We start from the raw sequence: 22,516 nt of genomic DNA, 5'->3' as shown, positions 1-22,516 counted from the left end.
GAGCTCCATGGCAGACAAAAATTACGAGTTGAATGATGTCGTTCAAATGAAGAAACCTCATCCGTGCGGAGAAAACCGCTGGAAAATCATCCGTATGGGAGCAGACATCCGCATCAAGTGTGAAGGCTGCGGCCACAGTGTCCTCATCCCGAGGAAAAAGTTTGAATCTAAAATGAAGAAAAAGCTGGAACCTTCCGAACAGTAAAATTTGTTTAAGCCTTGAAAAGCTCCCTGAAATAGGTGGGCTTTTTAATTTTGTACGGATAAGTTTAATCAAACCTGAAAAATGGCTAGAATGAATTTAACAATTAAGAAGGAGCAAGCCTGGGCTTTTGCTTTTCCACAGGTTGTTATTTTCAGACACAGTATCTATAATTGATATGACTAGCATGCATGTATGTAAATCCTTAAGGAGTGAAAGTCTTATATGGCACTAACAGCAGGAATCGTAGGTTTACCGAACGTAGGAAAATCTACGCTATTTAACGCAATTACACAAGCAGGAGCTCTGTCGGCCAACTATCCGTTTGCCACAATAGATCCGAACGTAGGGATCGTGGAAGTACCGGACAGTCGGCTGGAGAAGCTGACCGAGCTTGTGAAACCGAAGAAAACCGTTCCTACCGCATTTGAATTTACCGATATTGCCGGCATTGTTAAAGGGGCAAGTAAAGGTGAAGGACTTGGTAACCAGTTCTTATCCCATATCCGCCAGGTTGACGCAATCTGCCACGTAGTCCGTGCGTTCGAAGATGAGAACGTGACGCACGTGTCAGGTGAAGTTGACCCCATCACTGACATTGAAACGATTAACCTGGAGTTAATTCTTGCCGACCTCGAAACAGTTTCCAAACGAATGGACAGAGTAGCTAAGATGGCTCGTCAAAAAGATAAGGATGCTGTAGCGGAGTACACGGTCCTTGAGAAACTGAAGGAATCATTAGAGGAAGAAATCCCCGCTCGCGCTGTTGAATTCAGTGATGATCAGGAAAAAATCGTGAAAGGCCTTCATTTGCTCACTTCTAAGCCCATCCTCTATGTGGCGAATGTCAGTGAGGATGAAATTGGTGAAGGCGATAATGAAAAGGTTAAGCAAATCCGTGAATTTGCAGCAAAAGAGAATGCAGAAGTTATTGTCGTCTGTGCAAAAATTGAATCCGAGATTGCTGAGCTTGATGGAGAAGAAAAAGAAGAGTTCCTTGAGGATCTTGGTATTGAAGAATCTGGCCTTGATCAGTTAATTAAAGCGACGTATAACCTTCTTGGGCTGGCGACTTACTTTACGGCTGGTGAGCAGGAAGTAAGAGCCTGGACCTTTAAAGAAGGAATGACAGCTCCACAGGCTGCCGGAGTCATTCACACGGACTTCCAGCGTGGTTTCATCCGTGCCGAGACGGTTTCGTATGAAGATCTCGTTGATGCAGGCACCATGGGTGTCGCCCGCGACCGCGGCCGTGTTCGTTTAGAAGGCAAAGAGTATTTAGTGAGAGATGGTGACGTTATTCACTTCCGTTTTAACGTATAAGCGAGGATCCTTCCGTTTGAGTATTGTATTTCTTGGACAACTTTGTTATAATACTACATTGTGAGTAATTAAGAATAGATTACTCCTTGCTCCTGTCAAGAATAGGAGCCGTTAAGTCCATAAGGAGGTGAAAACGGATGAGTAGAAAATACGAAATCATGTATATCATCCGCCCAGATATCGAGGAGGAAGCTAAAACAGGAATCATTGATCGTTTCAGCAATATCCTTCAAGATAATGGCGCGGAGGTAGAAGAAGTTAAAGAAATCGGCAAGCGTCGTCTTGCTTATGAAATTAACGACTACCGTGATGGTATCTATGTAACAGTCGACTTCAACGGTACACGTGAAGCGATTAATGAATTCGACCGTCAAGCGAAGTTCACGGATGATATTATCCGCCACATCGCAGTGCGCGAAGATGACAAATAAGGAGTGGTTCTGATGTTAAATCGTGTCGTATTAGTCGGCAGATTGACGAAGGATCCTGATTTACGCTATACGCCAAACGGAGTGGCCGTCGCCAACTTCACCATTGCAGTGAACCGACCATTTTCTAATAATCAAGGTGGTCAGGACGCAGATTTTCTTAACTGCGTGGTTTGGAGACGTGCTGCAGAAAACCTAGCCAACTTTATGAATAAAGGCAGTCTTGTAGGAGTGGACGGACGTTTACAGTCCAGAAGCTTTGATAACCAGGAAGGCAAGCGTGTATTTGTAACGGAAGTAGTTGCAGATAGCGTACAATTCTTAGAATCCAAAGGTAATTCTTCCCAGGGTGGAAGTAATCGTGGAGGCTCAGGATACCAGGCAAATCAGAATCAACAACCATCTGGAAATAATTTCGGATCGAACAACAACAACAATAACAACAATCAACGAGATGAGGATCCATTCGCAGATAATGGAGAGCCCATCGATATATCAGATGATGATTTACCATTCTAATTAAGAAAGAGGTGAATGCGACATGGCACGTCGTGGACGCGGAAAACGTAAAAAGGTGTGTTTCTTCACAGCTAATGGAATTACACACATCGATTTCAAAGATGTTGATCTACTAAGACGTTTCGTTTCTGACCGAGGAAAGATTCTTCCTCGCCGAGTAACAGGAACTTCTGCTAAATATCAGCGTAAATTGACTAAAGCAATCAAACGCGCTCGTATTATGGCTCTATTGCCTTACTCTACTGAATAGTAGCGTTAATAAAAACCGTGAAGTCTATTTTAGACTTCACGGTTTTTTTGTATTCAGGAAAGCTGCATAAGCGCACGCAGTTCATCGCGATTGGAGACAAGATCTGCTAACGTATAACCGTCCAGAACTTGAAAGAAAGCTTGCAGCGCATCTTTCAGGACATGTCTTAGCTTACAGGCAGGTGTAATTACACATTCGTTCGTCTGGCAGTCAAAGCACTCCAGTAAATAAAAATCGTCCTCCATGGAGCGGACAACTTTTCCAATGTTAATGTCTTCAGGCTTATGGGCAAGCTTAATTCCTCCAGAACGTCCCCGCACCGTATGAATAAGCTCTAATTTATTTAATTCATGGATAATCTTCCCTAAGTGATTTTCTGAGATGTTAAATACCTCGGAAATCTCTTTTTTATTAGCAAGCTGACCTTCTTTCTTAGCAGCTGTGAAAATTAATACTCTCAGAGCATAATCCGTATATTTTTTTAAACGCATAGGTCAACCCTCACTCTTCTTTTTTGTTCTAGATATTTCCGTGTTGATTTACAGTTAAGTTTCCGGGTGATTCACTTTCCGGCCCGGCGCGTCAGAGTTGTGACGTAGCCAGCTCTACTTCTATTATGGTTACGAATCCAAGATCTCTCGAAACTGCGTTTTACAGAAAACGGCCCGATATCTTAATAAGGCTTTTTATGAAAATTCAACATTATCGTTTAACAGAGCGTTTTTTTAATCTTACCATAGCAGCTAATCCGATGTCTTATTTTCAGATTTTTATAGCCCATTAACGAAATTGTCATAATTGATGTATTTATAATACACCTTTTTTATGTATAATAAAGATATATTATAAATACATCTTTTACGGAGGGTTTTATATGTCTACTCAAACCAATCAATTATTAAATGACCATACGATTAAAGTGATTAAATCAACTGTACCTGTGTTAGAGGAACATGGAGAGGCTATTACGACACATTTTTATAAGCAGCTGTTCTTAAATCATCCTGAATTGAAAAATATTTTTAACCAGACCCATCAAAGAAAAGGAGACCAGCCCCGTGCGCTGGCTAACACCGTTTATGCGGCAGCTAAGAACATAGAACACCTCGAAGCCATTCTGCCAAGGGTTAAACAGATTGCTGAAAAACACCGGAGTTTGAACGTCCTGCCTGAACACTATCCAATTGTAGGCGAATATTTGCTGAAAGCTATTAAAGATGTTCTTGGAGATGCGGCGACTGATGAAATTTTACAAGCATGGGGAGCAGCCTACGGAGTTATAGCTGACGTATTTATTAAAGTAGAAGATGGTATGTACAAGGATGTACGTCGTCAGGAAGGCGGCTGGACAGGATTCCGTGATTTTAAAGTGATTAAAAAGAAAGAAGAAAGTGATGTGATTACATCCTTTTATCTACAGCCGGTGGATGACCAGCCGCTAGCTGATTATAAGCCTGGCCAATACTTAACAATTAAAGCTGAAATTCCCGGAGACTCTTATGATCATTTACGTCAATATAGTTTGTCAGAGGCTCCAGGCCACCCGTACTACCGGATTAGTGTGAAAAGAGAAGAAGCAAGTGAAGAGGTGCCAGACGGGATAGTATCTAACTGGCTGCACAAACAAGTAAGCGAAGGTGATATTATTCCAGTCAGTGCACCAGCTGGGGATTTTTATTTAGATGCAGATAGCGACAAGCCGCTCGTCCTGTTGAGCGGGGGCGTGGGGCTCACACCCATTATGAGTATGGGCAGAGCTGTTCAGGATATGCAGCCTGAGCGGGAAGTGTATTTTATTCATGCCGCTCAGAACGGATCGGTTCATGCATTTAAGAAGGATATGCAGACCATGGGGAATAAAACGGTAACTAAAATTATTTATGCTCAACCGACAGAGGATGACCGTCTGCACCAATCGTTCGATAAAGAAGGATACGTGGATCTTCCATGGTTAAAAGAAGCGGTCCCTCAGGACAGCGAGTTTTACTTCTGTGGTCCTGAAGGCTTTATGAGGGCTGTCAATCGAGCCCTTAAGGATTGGGATGTAACCGAGGATAGCATTCATTATGAATTCTTCGGTCCCCAGGGAGTTCTGTAAGTTTTATTGACCAGGTATTAGCTTTCAGCTGGAGCGAGTCGTTGGTCTAGCCGGTTTACGAGATTCATAAATCCGTGGATAGCTGGCCCGCTCAGAAGAGTGATGAGAATGGTCCCCACTCCAATGGCACCGCCAAAAAGAGCTGCAGCTATGACCAAAAGTACACTGATGAGTACACGGGAAGTTGTGATCGTCCATCCTGTCAGCTTACGGACAACCAGCATCATTCGGTCAAAAGGATTTGGCGCAAAATCGGCCTGAAGATTGATCGCAATACCTGAGCTTGCAAATAAAATGCCGGTTAGTAAACAAAGAATTTGAGCCATCAGGTTTGGTGATAATATCAGGTCATTTGACCGTATGATCCATAGCCATATATCAATTCCGATACCGGTTAAAAGTGAGGTTGCGAGCGCCAATAGTTCAGGACGTTTCCGCTGGGCCGCTGCATTGAAAAGAATAATCGTGAGACCGACCACGATTTCCCAGCTGCCGATGGTTAAACCAAAAGACCGGTATAACCCAACAAGTAGTGCGTCAAATGGAGAGGTGCCTAAATGTGATTCAATGGTCAGGGCAATGCCTAATGTTAAGAGAATAATTCCTAAAGAATAATATAAACCTCTTTGCCAAATTCGTAACATAAGCCCTCTCCCTTCTTATTATCCAACTTGTTGCTTTGATGCTAGTCACTATAACGCTCAGAAGCTCATGTTACAAGAGATTTGCACGTAAAAAAGGCCAGGAGGCATGCCTCCTGGCCTTTTCACTATTCTGATTAATTTTCTACGTGAGCCCATTTGAATTCAAATTCAGGACCGGTGGAGGTGGTGAATACCCCTTTAATGTTTGGTCTGAATAATTGAGCTTTCGCATCTTGATAGATTGGAGCAACAGCTTGATCTTCTTCTAGAAGTAGTTTCTCAGCTTCCATGAACGTTTCGAAACGTTTCTCCGGCTGCTGTGCATATTCTCCGTTGGCTTTTTCAATAAGAGAATCGTATTCTTCACTTGAATAGTTCATATTATTGTTCTGTCCATCGGTAACATACATGTTCAAGTAAGTGTTAGGGTCTACATAGTCAGGCCCCCAGGTAGCAGCTTCCATTTCAAATTCAGAAGCACTATCACGACGTACACGTTCTTTAAATGGTACTTCCATAACATCAATCGTTAAGCCATCCAGCTTAGATTCCAATTGGTCTTTATAGTAGGCCAAAGTTTTCTTCGAAGTTCCGGTATCGTCCCCGAGAAGCTCGATCGTTACAGAATCTGTTCCTAAAGCCTCAAGCGCTTTATTCCAGTGTTCTTTTGCTTTCTCTTCACTCGATTCTACAAGGGAACCTTGAGCTTCGCGGAAATCTGTTTCACTCTCAGGCATAGAAACAAAGTTTGAAGGTACATAGCCTTCTGCAGGTACAGATCCATCATTTAATATGACACTGACAAGATCTTCCCTGTTAATCGCATAGGAAATCGCTTTACGAGCATCGGCGTTAGCCAAGGCCTCATTTGCTTCCTGGTTAAATTTGAAGAAGTACAAGTATGGTTTTTCAACAACTTCAAAAGCTTCGTTACTACGGTACTGATCAACAAATTCAGCATTAAGTTCTGTCTGATCAATTTCTCCAGACTCATACAGGTTGACCCCTGTAGAAATCTCTTTAATTACTTTAGCGTTAATGGTTTCGAGTTGAACAGTTTCAGCATCCCAATAATCTTCGTTCTTCACAACTGTCCAGCCTTCACCATGATTCCATTCTGACATCTTGAATGGACCGTTGGATAATGTATGTTCTGCTTCTGTGGCGAAATCTTCGCCTTTTTCTTCTACGTAACTTTGGTTAATTGGCATAAATGTAATAAATACAGTCATTGATTTGAAGTAAGGTACAGGCTTTTCAAGCTCTACTTCAAGTGTTTTATCATCTACTGCAGTGACACCTAATTCTTCCGGTTCCACTTCCCCATCGCTGACGGCAGTAGCATTTTTAATGATGCCTCCAAGGAAGTACGGTCCATATTCAGAACCTGTATCCGGGTCCACAGCTCGTCTCCATGAATAAACGAAATCGTTAGCTGTTACTTCATCCCCATTGGACCACTTAGCGTCACGCAGTTTAAAGGTCCATGTAAGGCCATCCTCACTAACCGTTCCTTCTTTAGCCATTCCTTCTGTAAGGTTACTGTTTTCATCTAAGCGGTAAAGACCTTCCAATGTTTCGCCGGCCCATTGGAATCCAACTGAATCGGTAATTAAGGAAGGATCCATGCTTGGGATTTCACTTTTTGCTGTTACGGTAATGGTTTGATCGCCCGAAGCGTTCCCTTCTGAGCTTTCTTCTGTGTCATTTCCACCTTCACTAGACTCTGATGAGTTCTCATCGCCGCCACCGCTGCACGCTGCTAATACGAAAATGAGCATAAGTGTGAAAAGCAACCAGATTTTGTGGTTTTTTCTCAAGTGTAACTCCCCCTATTTTTTCAAATATATGTACTTTTTGAATTATACAGATAATTATGAATTTTTTCAACGTAATTTTTTTGTAAAACTGAGGAAAAAGCATCATTACTGAAAATTCAAATTAGATTGACAACACTAATTCTTTTGATAGGATAAAGGAATATCATTTCTTTTTCTAATAAGCAAACGACTAATAATAGGAAAAGAGAATAGAATCTGATGAGAAGGGTGGTTCTAGAAATGAACCGGGAATGGGATTTATTGCATACACCGGGTCCGACGCCGATTCCGCCAAGTGTCGATCGGGCCATGATCCAGCCAATGATTGGTCATAGAGGACAGAAATGTAAAGACTTAATAAACAGAATCACTCCGCGCGTGAAGTCAATTTTTGGTACCTCCCAGGATGTGCTTCTGCTTACAGGAAGCGGCACGTCTGCCTTGGAAGCAGCAGTAGTGAATACCACAAAGCCGGGAGATGAAGTCATCGCTGTGGTTGCCGGTTCTTTCGGTGCGCGCTTTGCGCAGATCTGTGAGTCCTACGAGCTGAATGTCCATCGTATTGAATTGGAATGGGGAAATGCTGTTCAAGTTTCTCAGGTGGAAGAAGCGCTAAAGGCTCATCCTGAGACGAAGGCGGTCTTTCTGACTCATTGTGAAACGTCTACTGGGGTCATGCATCCCGTTGAAGAAGTAGCCAAAAGCGTCAATGAGATCAGTGATGCTCTAGTGCTTGTAGATGGTGTGTCATCTATTGGCGGTGCTCGTATTGAGATGGATCAGTCTGGAATCGATCTCTTAGTGACAGGATCTCAAAAAGCTATGATGCTCCCTCCGGGTCTTGCTTTTGCAGCGGTCAGTGATCGTGCCTGGGAGGTTATTGATGATAATGATCGACCACGTTTTTACTTAGATTTAAGAACCTATAAGAAAAAACTGGGTGACGGCCAGACACCTTTTACCCCGGCTTTATCTCTTTTATTTGGTTTAGAGGAAGTCTTAAATTTAATAGAAGAAGAAGGTCTGGACGATGTGTTTGAACGTCACCAGCTCATGAAAAACATGACGCGCGAAGCTTGTAAAGCTCTTAACCTTCCGTTGCTGGTGGACGATGAGAGTGCTTCTACAACCGTTACTTCTATTAAACCTGCTACCTTTAATGCAGAACAATTCAGAAAGCTTGCGAATGAAGAATTCGGACTTATGGTGGCTGGCGGTCAGAACCATATGAAAGGTGAAATTTTCCGAATTGGCCATATGGGCTATTGCCGTCCGGCAAACGTTCTTCAGTATGTAAGCATTTTAGAAATTATATTGAAACGATTGAACCATGATTTCAAACCTGGGGCTGGCGTTGTCGCTGCCCAGGAAGTTTATCTCAATCACACCAGGGAGGGAAAATAATGTATCGCGTGTTAATCTGTGACCCTTTAAGTGAAGAAGGAATCCGTCCTTTATTGGATGCGGAAGATGTGGAAGCTATTGCAGATCCTTCTCTGAGCCATGAAGAGCTGCTTGAGGCTGTAAAGTCTGTGCAGGCTATTATTGTCAGAAGCCAGACACAAGTAACCAGAGAAGTGATTGAACATGCCGAAAACCTCCAGGTGATCGGACGTGCTGGCGTTGGCGTGGACAATATTGATCTGGATGCGGCAACAGAGCATGGTGTAGTTGTGGTAAATGCTCCTGATGGAAATACCATTTCTACAGCAGAACATACGATGGCTATGCTGATGTCTCTCGCGCGTAATATTCCTCAAGCCTATCACCAGTTACAGCAAAAACGATGGGAAAGAAAGAAATTCGTCGGAGTCGAGCTTAAAGGTAAAACGCTCGGCGTGGTCGGTTTCGGCAGAATCGGAAGAGAAGTGGCTCAGCGCGCTAAAGGGCAAAGAATGAAAGTCATCGCTTATGATCCATTTCTTAATCAGGAAAAAGCCGATAAAGCCGGTGTAGATCATGGAACTCTTCAGGAAGTGCTGCAGCAGGCAGATTTCTTAACGGTTCATACGCCTTTAATGGAAGAAACCAAGCACTTAATTGATCGTGAAGCCATTCAGCTGATGAAACCTGGTGCCAGGATTCTGAACTGCGCCCGCGGCGGAATTGTTGATGAAGATGCTCTTTATCAAGCTCTTCAAAGCGGGAAAATTGCCGGTGCGGCGCTTGACGTGTTTGAAGAAGAGCCGGCAACCGAGCACCCTCTTCTTTCTCTTACAGAAGTCATTGCTACCCCGCATCTCGGAGCAAGCACGATAGAGGCTCAGGAAAATGTTGCGACCGATGTAAGTTACGACGTATTAGAGCACTTAAGAGGCGGAACCGTAAGAAACCCTGTGAATATGCCTTCCGTTTCTTCAGAAATGATGGAACAGCTCTCTCCATATTTCAAACTGTCGGAACGCCTTGGTGCTTTCTTGTCCCGTGTAGTGGAAGGAACGCTTGAGCGCGTAAGTGTGTATTATTCAGGGGAACTGACAGACGTTGATACCACCCCGCTTACCAGAATCGCGGTTAAAGGAATTCTGCGCAGACACATTGGACAGCGTGTGAACGACGTAAATGCCTTTAAAACAGCTTCTGATAAGGGAATTGTCATCAATGAGCAAAAGTCGACGTCAACCAAAGGGTTTACGAACCTGCTTACTGTCGAGATTGAAACGGACCAGGAGAAACGAAGTATCGCAGGTACTTTGTTAAATGGTCTTGGAGCCCGTATTGTCCAAATGGACCAATACTCCATTGACGTAGTTCCAGATGGGAACCTGATTGTTATCCACCACAGAGACCAGCCGGGCGCTATCGGACGTGTGGGAAGTCTCTTATCCGAGCACAATATGAACATTGCTACCATGCAGGTAGGAAGAACCAACCAGGGCGGAGACGCTGTTATGGTTCTGACCGTGGACAAAGAAGTGGAGTCTGAGTGTCAGGATCGACTGGGCGAAATTACGGATATTAATAAAGTTCAGTGTTTAACTCTATAAAATAGAATCTGTTCCCGGGGACCTGGTCTCCGGGGATTTTTTATTTAGATGTTGAACGTTAATTAAGAAACTTATTAAACTAACGGGCCGGATTGTGTGAAGACTTGATTTCGAGATATTGTCTGGAGAAAGGAGCTCCAGGGAACGGCTCGCTTTCCGCGGGCATGTGCTGAGCTTCCTCGGGCTTAACAGCCCTGCGGGATCTCACCGATCATGTTCATCCCGCAGGAGTCTTCCCCGTTCCCTTCCGCCCCTTTGCGTTTATGGAGAGCTCGAAAATCTTTCCATAATCGCCTTCCCCGTAGGAAAGCGAGTTGTTTCCGTAGCCGCCCTCACCGTTTTTTGGCAACGGACCCGAGTTATCTCGAAACTGAGTCTTCAAGTAATGGGAGCTTTTCTGTTAGTACAGATCTCTAGTCCTATAGAATCATAAAAAAGTTTAGTCCGTCTTGTTTTTGGTAACAGAAGAGTAGCTGAACTCTCTACATAAGAGAAAGAGGAGGAGATGAATTGACCAAGAAATATGATGCTATTGTTATCGGGGCGGGACATAATGGACTAATCTCAGCCATCCAGCTGGCAGAAAAAGGGTGGAAAGTACTGGTCTTAGAAAAGTCGTCGAAACCCGGGGGTGCATCTAAGTCCGGAGAAGTGACGGAGCCTGGTTATGTTCATGATTTATATGCGATGAATATTGGTTTGTTTTTAGGATCGCAATTTTATCAGGAACACGAAGAAGAAATGCAGCGCTTTGGTTTTGAACCAGTAGTAAATGATAAGCCTTACGCCAGCGTTTTTCCTGATGACACAGGGATAGGAGCCTACCAGAATCGTAAGGAAATGTTCAAAAGTCTGGCCTATCATTCGACCGATGATACGTATGCCTGGAAGGACCTGAGCCATTATTATGATCAAACGACTCCTCACTTTATGCCGCTCATGCAGATGGAACTTCCCTCTTATAAAGCCTGGAAGCATGTGTTGAAGTCTATGAAACAGCTTAAGTTAAATGGATTGATGGAACTGGGAAGTCACTTGCTGCAATCCCCACGCGAATTTGTGGATCACTGGTTTGAAAGCGATAAAGTAAAAGCAATGGTGGCCCCGTGGGGACTTCATTTGGATTTTGGTCCTGATGTATCTAACGGAGCGGTCTTTCCGTTCCTGGAATCCATTTTAAACCAGCGAAATGGCATGGCTTTTTCTAAAGGCGGCATTCAGAAAATGATTGATAGCATGGTCAAAATGCTTGAAATCAGACTGGGTGAGATAAGGACGGAAACATCCGTAGAACGAGTACTCGTCGAAGGCGGTCAGGCATATGGAGTGGTCCTCGAAAATGGAGAGGAAATGATAGCCGATAAGGCTGTCATAGGAAATGTAACACCGACCCAGATGGTGAACCGTCTGCTAGACGTAAACGAGGTTCCAGATCACTATCTTCAAGAAGCGGAGAGTTACCGCTATGGACCAGCGACGATGATAATCCATCTCTCCCTGGACGAACCTCTCCAATGGAAAGCGGGAGAGAAATACTCAGAATTTGCTTACGTCCACATTGGTCCTTATGTAGAAGACTTAGCAAGAACTTACACGCAGGCTATGAATGGAGAGCTTCCTGACAGTCCCCTGCTGATCGTCGGACAGCCGGATGTTATGGACGACACCCGCTCTCCGAAAGGGAAATCAACGCTCTGGATCCAAGTGAGGGCCTTACCTTCTAACGTGAAAAAAGATGCGCTGGGTGAAATTGAAGCAGATGACTGGTCCAACATAAAAGAGGCTTATGCGGACCGGGTTATAGAGAAGCTGTCTGCCTACACGCATAACAGTAAGCGCGCCATTCGAAAAAGGACCGTACTTTCCCCTGCAGATCTTGAAGGGGATAACCCAAACCTTGTCGGAGGAGATAGTGTAAGCGGAAGTCACCACATCTTCCAAAACTACGTATTCCGGCCGGTTCCAGGATATTCTCGTTACAACACACCGATTGATCGCTTATATATGGTAGGAGCTGCAACCTGGCCTGGAGGTGGATTGAACGGAACCTCTGGCTGGCTGCTTGCTGATAAACTATAAGAAACGCGCCCTGGGAGAAAATTCTTCCAGGGATTTTTATATGATGTGCTTGAGAATGCCTGTTGTTAACTTTTTCTCATTTCAAATTCAATGCTTTGACTTTCAACAAGCAACTTGTTAAATTAAATTCCGACCTAAATTATCAACATTAGAAGGAGACCTGATTTTATGTCAGAGAAAAAAGAAACCCCCTCGTCATCTCGAAGGATGTTGTTTCGAATATTAGATGGTATTGAGTGGCTCGGAAATAAGCTTCCGTCCCCACTTTTGTTATTTGCAATTTTGGCCCTCATTGTTGTTATTATATCGGGCATATTTTCTTCTGTTTCCGTGACGAACCCCACCACAGGGGAAGTTATTCAAGTTAAAAACTTATTTAGTCTAAGCGGTCTGGATTACATTTTTAACAGTGCCGTTGAAAACTTTATAGGATTCCCGCCGCTTGGAGCGGTACTCGTAACGATGCTCGGGATTGGTTTAGCGGAACAAACTGGATTAATTAATTCTTCTTTAAAAGGAATTGTATTTTCTTTCCCTAATCGATTACTTACGGCAGCACTGGTATTTGCCGGTGTCATGTCCAGTGTGGCCGTCAATGCCGGGTACGTAGTTCTTCCACCTCTCGGCGCCGTACTTTTTCTAGGGTTAGGCCGTCATCCGCTAGCCGGTCTGGCTGCAGCGTTCGCTGGTGTATCAGGAGGATTTGGAGCCAATCTGGCCCTCACTTCCACCGATGCCGTTCTTCAGGAATTAACCGTTGAAGCCACACGAACGCTTGACCCTGCCTATGCGGAAACGATTACCGTAACCATGAACTACTTCTTTGCGGCGGTTTCTGTTCTGCTGGTGACGATCGTAGGTACGCTTGTGACAGATAAGATTGTTGAACCTCGATTAGGTCGTTATGAAGGTGGAGAAAACGACGAGATCAATGAGCTTACCTCTCTTGAAAAAAGAGGGATGCGTCTGGCTGGTATAGGATTCCTATTTACGTTTCTCTTAATGGCCTATCTATCGTTTGGACCGCTGCGCGGTGATGGGGCATACATTGATTCACCATTCTTTAATGCCCTGGTCTTTGTTATTTTCCTTTTATTCCTTGTTCCAGGTCTGATTTATGGAATCGTGGTAAAAGAAATTCAAAATGACAAAGATCTGACGAAGCTGTTAGGAAAAACAATGGCCAGCATGAGTGGATATATTGCCCTGGCTTTTACGGCCGGTCAATTTATTGCTTATTTCCGTGAAACGAACCTCGGAACGGTGATCGCTTTTAAAGGAGCGGATTTCTTAAATTCCACTGGATTCGATGGAATTGGTCTTATCCTGACGTTCCTGGGGCTGACTATGGTTGTGAACTTCTTTATTGGAAGTTCTTCAGCAAAATGGACGATCTTAGCCCCAGTGTTTGTTCCGATCATGATGAACCTTGGCTATTCTCCTGAGTTTACAACGCTGCTGTACCGGATTGCAGATTCAGTGACGAATATGATTACGCCGCTGCTTCTTTATTTCCCGGTAATTATTGCTTTTGCTCAGCGTTATGATAAGAAACTAGGTATTGGGACATTGATTTCCATGATGATTCCTTATTCAGTCGCATTCCTACTAGCTTGGCTAGTTCTGCTGCTGGTTTGGGTACTGCTAGGTATTCCGGTAGGACCAGGAGCTCCTATCAGTTATTAATAGGATGAGTTACTATCATGAAGAAAGCAGACTTCCTTCGAGAGGAAGTCTGCTTTCTTATAGGCGCTATAATATCATAGGTAATTACCATGATTAACATATTAAACTAACAGGCCGGTTAGTTGAAGGCTCAGTTTCGAGATATCTTGGAGAGAAAGGGGCTCCAGGGAACGGCTCGCTTTCCGCGGGCATGTGCTGAGCTTCCTCGGGCTTAGCAGCCCTGCGGGATCTCACCGATCATGTTCATCCCGCAGGAGTCTTCGCCGTTCCCTTTCGCCCCATTGCGATCATGGAGAGCTCTAAAATCTTCTGCATCAACACCTTCCAATGAACGAGGAACACCTATAATCACACTGGTTTTTACGTGTGTTTAAGTGTAGGAAACCTGTACTATAAGCACTCGAGGCAGATGTAGCATGGCTCCTTTCTCCTATAGCAGGGTCCGTTCACAAGGGCTGGTTGGGCAATGAGGAGACTCCCGCGGGAGAAGGAGCTAGGCAAGACCCCACAGGGAGTGAACGACTGAGGAGGCTTGCCGGTTCCCCCGCAGGAAAGCGACTTATTTCCCAACCAGCCCTCCTCCGTTTAAACGTAACGGACCCATTTATCTCGAAACTGAGTCTTACACAAACGGGAGCTTATCTGAAAGAAGGAACATAAATATTTATCATCGATTAATGAGCCGAGTAGCCTGATAAAAAAAGAGCCGGTGTCTCCGGCTCTTTTTGAATTTCCTATTTATTTGAGAGGATGGACGGAGGCTTTACGGTTAGTAAATACGTGAACTTCTTCATATCCAGCCGATTTTGCCAGCTCCACAGCCTCTTCATACCGGTGACCTACATGATCCGGTTTATGAGCATCGGAACAGAGAACGATTCCAACGCCGGCATCTTTACAAATTTGCAGCAGTTCAGGATCCGGGTACATTTCTCCAACTGGTTTTCTGAGCCCCGCTGTACTAATTTCAATACACGTACCTGTAGAAGCCAGTGCTTCAGCTGCTCGTTTATATTGTTCACGCAGGAATTCTTGGTCATCAGGACGGTATCCAAACACTTTAATGACATCAATGTGACCGACAAAATCAAATAAGCCGGACTCTGCAAGCGTAACGACGCGGTCAAAGTATTGGCGGTAGACTTCATAAAGATCTCGTTTTTCGTATTCGTCACGGAAAGTAGCAAGGTCAATCCCCCACTCATCAATCCAGTGTACGGAGCCGATGACATAGTCAAAAGGATGCTCAGAAATAAAAGCTTCCATCTCTTTTTCCTTGCCGGGCATATAATCCATTTCAATGCCCATTTTGATCGTCAGTCCTTCCTTTTCAGCCTGGTCGAACATATTCTGATAAGTACTGAAGTCGAGCGTTCGGCGGTTTTCCACCCATGGATTTGAGATGATCGGCCTCGTCTCTTGAAAAAAGTAAGCGTGTTCGGAAATGCCCAATTCTTGTATTCCTTCTGCTTTCGCTTTTTCAATGTAAGTTTTTAAATAATCGACCTCAAGGTTTCCGGTTTCGGCCATGTGTACATGATAGTCAGTCCGCATGATCATCCTCCTAAAATTCGCAATATTACATTTAATCATATCAGACAACAGACATTTCTACCAAAATCGTCACTTTCTATAAGAAGAATGAGAAGAATAGGAAAAACGATGTATGTTAAAATAGATAAGCTAGTATAGAAATAGAGGTGTTTCTGGAAATGAATGACACAAAAAGAATTACGGAAGGGGCTTTAATGACAGGCGTTTATCTGCTATTGTTATTGGTAATTATTTTCATGCCAATGGTAATCGCACCTGTCCTGCTGTTTACACTTCCTGTTCCTTTCATATTTTATAGCTACCGGCATAACTGGAAAGCAGGAGCTTTGATGTTTACAGCTGCCTTACTGTTCACCCTGCTATTTGGACCAGCTTTTTCGATGTTTACTTTATTAGCTGGAGTGGGTGGAGTGTTCCTGGGGGGAGCTCTTCACAATAAACAATCTTCCTTAGAGGCGTGGGCTTTCGGATCAATCGGCTTCAGTATCGGCGCAGCCAGCATTTACATGATCTCTCAGTTATTGTTCGAGGTTAGCTGGGGGGAGCAGATCCGCAGCAGTATGAACGAAGCTTTAACCAGGACAGATACTATGCTTCTTAGGGTACTTGGAGGCGAAAATACGGAGGAGCAATTAGAACCGGTACGTGAAATGATTGACTTTTTGCCCGATATTATTCCAAGTATTCTGGTCATGATAGGGATTGCGTTTGCTTTTATCAGCCAGTGGCTGACTTTTAAAGTGATTAATCGAGTGGAGCAGAAGAAATTACGTTTTCCTCCATTTAAAGAATTTAAGCTGCCGACCGCAGTTTTATGGTATTACTTCTTCGCATTGATTTTAACTTATTTTCCAACGGATGAAGAGGGATTGCTCTACTTGGGATCGATCAACGTATTCACGTTGGCCGGCAGCCTGCTCGTATTGCAAGGGTTCTCTTTTATCTTTTACTATGCAGAAGTGAAGAAATGGTCAAAGGCCATACCAGCCGTAATTGCCGTGATTTGCCTTTTACTTCCACAAATCTTACTGTATCTTGTGCGAATCTTAGGTATAATTGATATAGGATTTTCTCTTAGGGAACGGATAAAAGGAAAGAAATGAGCTCGTATAAGATGGTAGGAGCTGAATGGAATGCCTAACTTTTTTAAAAAGCCAACGATGAGCGGACACTTATGGATTATTTATGTGATTTCCTTGGTGTTGCTTGCCTTTATTTGGTATTATCAGTGGACGCTTGGGATGATGATGACGCTGTTTTTAGCAGCCTCTATCTTCTACAGTGTCCGAACTGAACAGAACATGATTAACGAAACGGAAGAATATATATCGACTCTTTCCTACCGGGTGAAAAAAGTAGGGGAAGAGGCGCTGCTTGAGATGCCTATTGGAATTATTTTATTTAGTGAAAACTATAAAATCGAATGGGCTAACCCTTATATGAATAGGTTTACAAAGGATGACACCATCGTAGGTAAATCTCTCAAGCAATTATCTGACCAGTTAATTGCACCTATTAAAGAAGATGAGAGTGAAGTCTGGATTACGGTAGGTGACTACAAACTTCAGACGATTATTAAAAAAGATGAACGGTTGCTCTATCTATTTGATCGTACGAAACAAACAGAGATTCATAATCTTTATAAAAATGAACAAACCGTTCTGGCGATTATATTCCTGGATAATTATGAAGAAATTACGCAGGGAATGGATGATACAGCCAAGAGTCATATAAACTCGCAGGTCACTTCTATTTTAAATAGATGGGCTGGGAATTATGGAATCTACTTAAAGCGTACCTCTCAAGAACGCTTTGTGGCTGTCATGAATCAGGAAATTCTGAAAAAATTAGAAAAAGCCAAATTTGAAATCCTTGATGATGTCCGTGAGCTGATTACAGATCAGAACGTACCTCTCACGCTGAGTTTCGGTATCGGTGTTGGCCCAATCAGCCTCCCAGAACTGGGAGAACTTTCTCAGTCCAGCCTTGATCTTGCTCTCGGTCGCGGAGGTGACCAGGTCGCGATCAAGGATGATACAGGAAAAGTACGATTCTATGGCGGTAAGACGAATCCTATGGAAAAAAGGACGCGCGTTCGTGCCCGTGTTATCTCCCACGCCATGAAAGAATTGGTGCAGGAAAGTGAAAGAGTTCTAATAATGGGGCATAAATCCCCTGATATGGACTCGGTCGGGGCTTCCATCGGGATTTTGAAAATTGCTCAGGCTAATGATAAACAGGCAGCAATTGTCCTTGATCCGAACGATATTGATACGGGTGTTCAGCGTATGATCGAAGAAATTGAGCAGGATGAAGAGCTGTGGCAGTACTTTATCCCGCCGGAAGATGCTATGGAAATGGTGACGAATAACACGTTGCTGGTCGTGGTAGATACGCATAAGCCTTCCTTAGTCATGGAAGAGAAATTACTTTCGAAAACCGAGCATGTGGTCGTAATTGACCACCACCGCCGGGCAGAAGAGTTTATCTCTGATCCTACACTTGTCTATATGGAGCCATATGCTTCCTCAACAGCGGAATTAGTGACGGAATTGCTGGAATATCAGCCTAAGAAACTGAAACTTTCCATGCTTGAATCTACTGCCCTGCTTGCCGGGATTATTGTCGACACGAAGAGTTTCACGCTGCGGACCGGATCACGGACATTTGATGCTGCTTCTTATTTGCGGTCAAAAGGAGCTGACACGGTCCAGGTGCAGAAGTTTATGAAAGAAGATCTGGATGTTTATATCCGGAGAAGTAAGTTGATTGAGCGAGCGGAAGTGTACCGGGACGGAGTAGCCATATCAACCGGGAATAAAGGGGAAACTTATGGCCCCGTCATTATTGCGCAAGCTGCTGATACACTCCTTACGATGAGTGGTGTTGTTTCATCCTTCGTTATATCCGAGCGTAAGGACGGGCGTATTGGAATCAGTGCCCGTTCTCTAGGTGATATTAACGTTCAGGTTATTATGGAACGAATGAACGGAGGCGGCCACTTAACGAACGCCGCTACTCAGCTTGAAGACACAACGATTGAAGATGCGAAAGCATTGTTGCAAGATATAATTGACGAGTATTTTGAAGGGGGAGACACAGAATGAAGGTAATTTTTAATCAAGATGTAAAAGGTAAAGGGAAAAAAGGCGAAATCAAGGACGTATCTGATGGCTATGCCCGCAACTATCTTCTTAAAAATAACTTAGCGGTTGAAGCGACGAAAGGAAACGTCCAGGCTCAAAAAGCGATTGATGCCAAGCAGGAGCAGAAAGCCCAGGAGGAAATCGATGAAGCCGAAAAGCTGAAAGAAACCTTGAAAGATATGGAAGTCAAACTAACGGCTAAGTCCGGCGATAATGGTCGTCTGTTCGGCTCTATTACAAGCAAGCAAATTGCTGAAGAATTGAAGAAAGCTCATAATATTAAAATCGACAAACGAAAAATTGAACTGGATGACCCGATCCGTAATCTTGGTTACACGAATGTACCGGTGAAGCTTCACCCAGAAGTTACGGGTACGATCCGTGTCCACATCGAAGAAAAATAAACGACCTGACTATGATCTGAAATTTCGTTTATGAAGCATCTATTATGAGCGCCTGGCCTTTTAACCCTCAGCACGATTGGAACATGTGTGTGAAGCAGTGAAAGGGTCGGGTGCTTATATTTTGTTTTGAACCAGAGGAGGAACAGCTAGTGAGTGAAGTATGGAATGATCGCACGCCGCCCCATAATATTGAAGCTGAACAGGCGGTACTGGGTGCGGTCTTTTTAGAACCTGAAGCCATGTCCACTGCCTCAGAATATTTGCTGCCCGAAGACTTCTACCGTGCCAGTCACCAGCGGATTTTTGAAGTCATGATGACGCTGGCTGATAAAGGGGAACCAATTGACCTGGTAACGGTGACTTCGGCTTTATCCAATAATAAAGTTTTAGAAGAAGTGGGAGGGGTTTCCTACCTCACCGACGTGGCGAACTCTGTACCCACGGCAGCCAATATTACGTACTATACGAAGATTGTCAGCGAGAAATCAACGTTAAGAAGTTTGATCAGGACAGCGACGAACATCGTAACCACCGGGTATTCAGAAGAAGAAGATTTAGAGGATGTCCTGAACTCGGCTGAAAAAGATATTCTGGAAGTTTCCCAGCGAAAAAATTCCAGTGCTTTTAAAAGTATTAAAGACGTATTAATCGATGTTTACGATAATATCGAACAGCTTCACAATCAAGAAGGCGGCGTAACCGGAATTCCCACAGGTTATCGTGATCTTGACAATATTACCTCCGGTTTTCAGCGAAATGACCTGATCATCATCGCAGCCCGTCCTTCTATGGGTAAGACCGCCTTTGCTTTGAACATTGCTCAGAATGTGGCTGTTCATACAGAAGAGAATGTGGCGATCTTCAGTTTGGAGATGGGAGCGGATCAGCTTGTTTCCCGTATGCTGTGTGCGGAAGGGAACATTGATGCTCAGCGGCTTCGTACAGGCCACATGGAAGCAGAAGACTGGAATAAGCTGACCATGGCAATGGGTAGTTTATCGAATGCCGGAATTTATATTGATGATACCCCTGGTATCCGTGTTAGTGAAATTCGCTCCAAATGCCGACGGTTAAAGCAAGAACACGGTCTTGGTATGATCCTTATCGATTATCTTCAATTAATTCAGGGAAGCGCTAATTCCAAGGAAAACCGACAGCAGGAGGTTTCTGAGATTTCACGTTCCTTGAAGGGGCTCGCGCGTGAGCTTAACGTTCCTCTCATTGCCTTATCACAGCTGTCACGTGGTGTGGAATCCCGTCAGGACAAGCGTCCAATGATGTCTGACCTGCGTGAATCAGGGTCGATCGAGCAGGATGCCGATATCGTTGGCTTCTTATATCGTGATGACTATTACGACCAGGAATCTGAGAACCAGAACATTATCGAGATTATTATATCCAAACAAAGGAATGGCCCTGTCGGTAACGTCGAACTTGCCTTTGTGAAGGAGTATAATAAGTTCGTAGATTTGGATCACCGCTACAGCGAAGCAGACATTCCTCCGGCCTAATTGTTATAATAAAAAACCCCGCCAGAAGCTGATCACCAGCTCTGGCGGGGTTTTTGTATGGGTGATATTTCCACCTCAGGTCATCCATATATTGGAATGAATTACTTTAGCCAATGATAGATGGCTTGGGCTACGCCGTGGGTGTCGTTGTGAGCGGTTATAAAATCACTAGCTTCTTTTACTACGTCTTTCGCATTTTCCATGGCCGCACTATGGCCGGCCGTATGAAGCATGGAAAGGTCGTTGGGACTGTCTCCTATAGCAGCGGTCTCGCTGATTGGAATACTTAAATGGTCAGCCAGCTTTTGCAGGGCGAGTCCTTTGGACGCATCTTTATGCTCAAACTCAAAGTTATGGTTGGCTGAACTGACAAGGGTAAGGTCAGAGTTCGATTCAAATGTGTGCCAGCCTTTGTCCAGCTTTTCCTGTTCAAATGAGAAGGCCAGGATATTGTAAACGGGTGATCCCGACTCTGTAATATCCTTATATGAATCAACATGATAAAACCCGGTTTGGCTGAATTGCTTTTCCAAAGCTTTTTCAAGCTCTTCTAAGTCAGCCTCTGGATTAGCACTCTTGATACGATCCATTTCTATTTGTAAGAGGCGGCGTCCATTGTGAGGGGTTAAGATGGAAGAATCACTGAATACCTCATAATAAAATTGCTCTTGCTCCAGCCAGTTTAATATGGTGTCCGCGTCTTTTTCCTTAATTGGTACGGAATCGAAAAGTGTGCCGTTCGGGCGGTGTATGGTAGCTCCGTTTGCCCCAATTACCCAGGTGGCGAGGCCTGTATGAGCAAACACTTCCCGGACATCAAACTCAGCCCGTCCAGTAGCGACCACCACTTCTACTCCTTGCTGCTGCGCATGTTTAATAGCTTTTATATTCTCTTCACTAATCGTGTGGCGGCTGTTTAAAAGGGTGCCGTCTAAATCAATAGCAATTAACTCCATATGTCTTTCTCCTCCTCGGTTACAAGCAATTCTACTTGATTGATTTCCAGCAGTTCGCGAAAATTCTCTTCAGGTATGCGATCCGTAATCATAACGTCAATATCTTCTAATGTAGCGAACTGAAAGAATTCCGTGACTCCGATCTTAGTGTGGTCGGCTAGCACAATTACCTTCCTGGCTTGTACCATCATCTTGCGCTTTACCATTCCATCCTCTTCATGTCCAATGGTCAAGCCGCGCTCTGATATACCTACTACACCTATAAATGCCTTATCAACGTGATACTGATTCAGTTTGTCGATGGTAGATGTTCCATACAGGAAACCATGATCTTTATGAAGCTGCCCGCCAAGAAGATGAATCCTGAGATGATCTTTACCTGATAGAATCTCAGCCTGGTGAATAGAATTCGTGATGACGGTCATTTCCATGTCTTCCAGTTCTCCTGCACATGCCTGCACAGTGGTGGAAGTATCAAGAATGACGGTATTACCTGGTTCCAGGAGAGAAGCGGCACGTTTTCCAATTTCTCTTTTTTCACTAGATACGCTATGAAGACGGTGCTGATAGTTTTTAATTTCAGGGTTGGTTCCAGGTGAAATCGCTCCACCTCTGGTTCGGACAATCGCTTTTTTATTTTCTAATTTAACTAGGTCTCTTCTGGCGGTATCTCTGGATACATCAAATAACTCACAAATTTGATCCACGGAAATCCGCCGATTTTCGTTTATGTAATCCACGATTTCCATCAATCGTTCTTCCTGATACATCGATTCCCTCCCTGCTTTCATTATATAAGTCATCATAAGTCAAGAATGGTAATATTTCAATCTTTATAAGTAAATGTAAGCATTTATAATGAAATGTGGTTTGTGATAACCGAACTATTAAATGGATTATTTGGTTTAT

Annotated in this window: 20 protein-coding genes; 14 read left to right on the top strand and 6 right to left on the bottom strand. The window is 43.9% G+C overall.

The genetic code is table 11. The features are described 5' to 3' along the window. Positions 1 to 7: 7 nt before the first annotated feature. From BMZ06_RS04280 to rpsR, 5 genes are all read left to right on the top strand, one after another. Positions 8 to 205, top strand: coding sequence for a DUF951 domain-containing protein (locus BMZ06_RS04280; RefSeq protein WP_089750468.1), 198 nt, complete (start codon positions 8 to 10; stop codon positions 203 to 205). A gap of 222 nt (positions 206 to 427) precedes the next feature. Further along, complete coding sequence (ychF, locus tag BMZ06_RS04275) at positions 428 to 1,525, top strand: redox-regulated ATPase YchF (protein ID WP_089750466.1); 1,098 nt, start codon at positions 428 to 430, stop codon at positions 1,523 to 1,525. Positions 1,526 to 1,662: 137 nt separating this feature from the next. After that, the gene (gene rpsF / locus BMZ06_RS04270) at positions 1,663 to 1,956 is read left to right on the top strand and encodes a 30S ribosomal protein S6 (RefSeq protein ID WP_014645361.1); all 294 of its coding nucleotides are present in this window, start codon (positions 1,663 to 1,665) and stop codon (positions 1,954 to 1,956) included. Between the two features lie 12 nt (positions 1,957 to 1,968). Then, a complete protein-coding gene (gene ssb / locus BMZ06_RS04265) occupies positions 1,969 to 2,472 on the top strand; it encodes a single-stranded DNA-binding protein (protein ID WP_089750464.1) in 504 nt (167 codons plus the stop codon). Between the two features lie 22 nt (positions 2,473 to 2,494). Further along, a complete protein-coding gene (rpsR, locus tag BMZ06_RS04260) occupies positions 2,495 to 2,722 on the top strand; it encodes a 30S ribosomal protein S18 (protein WP_089750462.1) in 228 nt (75 codons plus the stop codon). A 53-nt stretch (positions 2,723 to 2,775) separates the two neighbouring features. Here the strand turns inward: rpsR and BMZ06_RS04255 are convergent, their stop codons facing one another. Next, positions 2,776 to 3,213 carry an Rrf2 family transcriptional regulator gene (locus tag BMZ06_RS04255; RefSeq protein WP_089750460.1) on the bottom strand — a complete coding sequence of 146 codons (438 nt, stop codon included), beginning with the start codon at positions 3,211 to 3,213 and terminating at the stop codon, positions 2,776 to 2,778. 383 nt (positions 3,214 to 3,596) lie between these two features. Here BMZ06_RS04255 and hmpA point away from each other — a divergent pair, with 383 nt between their 5' ends. Continuing rightward, positions 3,597 to 4,820, top strand: coding sequence for an NO-inducible flavohemoprotein (gene hmpA / locus BMZ06_RS04250; RefSeq protein ID WP_089750459.1), 1,224 nt, complete (start codon positions 3,597 to 3,599; stop codon positions 4,818 to 4,820). Positions 4,821 to 4,837: 17 nt separating this feature from the next. On the opposite strand, the gene BMZ06_RS04245 is transcribed toward hmpA, so the two are convergent. Beyond that, on the bottom strand, positions 4,838 to 5,464 hold the full coding sequence (locus tag BMZ06_RS04245) for a YczE/YyaS/YitT family protein (protein ID WP_089750457.1): 627 nt from the start codon (positions 5,462 to 5,464) through the stop codon (positions 4,838 to 4,840). Between the two features lie 134 nt (positions 5,465 to 5,598). Continuing rightward, entirely contained in the window at positions 5,599 to 7,284 is a 1,686-nt protein-coding gene (locus BMZ06_RS04240; protein WP_089750455.1) for a peptide ABC transporter substrate-binding protein, read from the bottom strand. A gap of 240 nt (positions 7,285 to 7,524) precedes the next feature. Between BMZ06_RS04240 and BMZ06_RS04235 the strand changes: the two genes are divergently transcribed. The 4 genes from BMZ06_RS04235 to BMZ06_RS04220 all read left to right on the top strand — a co-directional run bounded on the left by BMZ06_RS04235 (position 7,525) and on the right by BMZ06_RS04220 (position 14,036). After that, positions 7,525 to 8,688, top strand: a complete 1,164-nt coding sequence (locus BMZ06_RS04235) for a pyridoxal-phosphate-dependent aminotransferase family protein (RefSeq protein ID WP_089750453.1) — start codon at positions 7,525 to 7,527, stop codon at positions 8,686 to 8,688. Further along, the gene (serA, locus tag BMZ06_RS04230) at positions 8,688 to 10,271 is read left to right on the top strand and encodes a phosphoglycerate dehydrogenase (protein ID WP_175477797.1); all 1,584 of its coding nucleotides are present in this window, start codon (positions 8,688 to 8,690) and stop codon (positions 10,269 to 10,271) included. The genes BMZ06_RS04235 and serA overlap by 1 nt, the downstream gene beginning before the upstream one ends. A 510-nt stretch (positions 10,272 to 10,781) precedes the next feature. Then, complete coding sequence (locus BMZ06_RS04225; protein ID WP_089750448.1) at positions 10,782 to 12,350, top strand: phytoene desaturase family protein; 1,569 nt, start codon at positions 10,782 to 10,784, stop codon at positions 12,348 to 12,350. Between the two features lie 168 nt (positions 12,351 to 12,518). Continuing rightward, positions 12,519 to 14,036, top strand: a complete 1,518-nt coding sequence (locus BMZ06_RS04220; RefSeq protein ID WP_089750446.1) for an AbgT family transporter — start codon at positions 12,519 to 12,521, stop codon at positions 14,034 to 14,036. A gap of 738 nt (positions 14,037 to 14,774) precedes the next feature. On the opposite strand, the gene BMZ06_RS04215 is transcribed toward BMZ06_RS04220, so the two are convergent. Further along, positions 14,775 to 15,590: a histidinol-phosphatase HisJ family protein gene (locus BMZ06_RS04215; RefSeq protein ID WP_089750444.1), complete on the bottom strand. Its 816-nt coding sequence runs from the start codon at positions 15,588 to 15,590 to the stop codon at positions 14,775 to 14,777. Positions 15,591 to 15,748: 158 nt separating this feature from the next. On the opposite strand from BMZ06_RS04215, the gene BMZ06_RS04210 reads away from it, so the two are divergent. The 4 genes from BMZ06_RS04210 (at position 15,749) to dnaB (ending at position 20,651) form a co-directional block, all read left to right on the top strand. Next, complete coding sequence (locus BMZ06_RS04210) at positions 15,749 to 16,693, top strand: YybS family protein (RefSeq protein WP_089750442.1); 945 nt, start codon at positions 15,749 to 15,751, stop codon at positions 16,691 to 16,693. Between the two features lie 30 nt (positions 16,694 to 16,723). After that, entirely contained in the window at positions 16,724 to 18,697 is a 1,974-nt protein-coding gene (locus BMZ06_RS04205) for a DHH family phosphoesterase (protein ID WP_089750440.1), read from the top strand. After that, positions 18,694 to 19,140, top strand: coding sequence for a 50S ribosomal protein L9 (rplI, locus tag BMZ06_RS04200; RefSeq protein WP_089750437.1), 447 nt, complete (start codon positions 18,694 to 18,696; stop codon positions 19,138 to 19,140). The genes BMZ06_RS04205 and rplI overlap by 4 nt, the downstream gene beginning before the upstream one ends. Positions 19,141 to 19,289: 149 nt before the next feature. Next, positions 19,290 to 20,651 (top strand): replicative DNA helicase, encoded by a 1,362-nt coding sequence (gene dnaB, locus BMZ06_RS04195; RefSeq protein ID WP_014645346.1) that lies wholly within the window; start codon positions 19,290 to 19,292, stop codon positions 20,649 to 20,651. A 101-nt stretch (positions 20,652 to 20,752) separates the two neighbouring features. On the opposite strand, the gene BMZ06_RS04190 is transcribed toward dnaB, so the two are convergent. Further along, a complete protein-coding gene (locus BMZ06_RS04190) occupies positions 20,753 to 21,607 on the bottom strand; it encodes a Cof-type HAD-IIB family hydrolase (protein ID WP_089750436.1) in 855 nt (284 codons plus the stop codon). Then, positions 21,598 to 22,377: a DeoR/GlpR family DNA-binding transcription regulator gene (locus BMZ06_RS04185; RefSeq protein ID WP_089750434.1), complete on the bottom strand. Its 780-nt coding sequence runs from the start codon at positions 22,375 to 22,377 to the stop codon at positions 21,598 to 21,600. Before BMZ06_RS04185 ends, BMZ06_RS04190 begins: the two co-directional genes overlap by 10 nt. Positions 22,378 to 22,516 lie beyond the last annotated feature (139 nt).

The organism is Halobacillus alkaliphilus, from assembly GCF_900113125.1.
Lineage (GTDB): Bacteria > Bacillota > Bacilli > Bacillales > Halobacillaceae > Halobacillus > Halobacillus alkaliphilus.
Note: the sequence above shows the minus strand (reverse complement) of the source record. Positions and strands in the feature narration are given on the sequence as shown.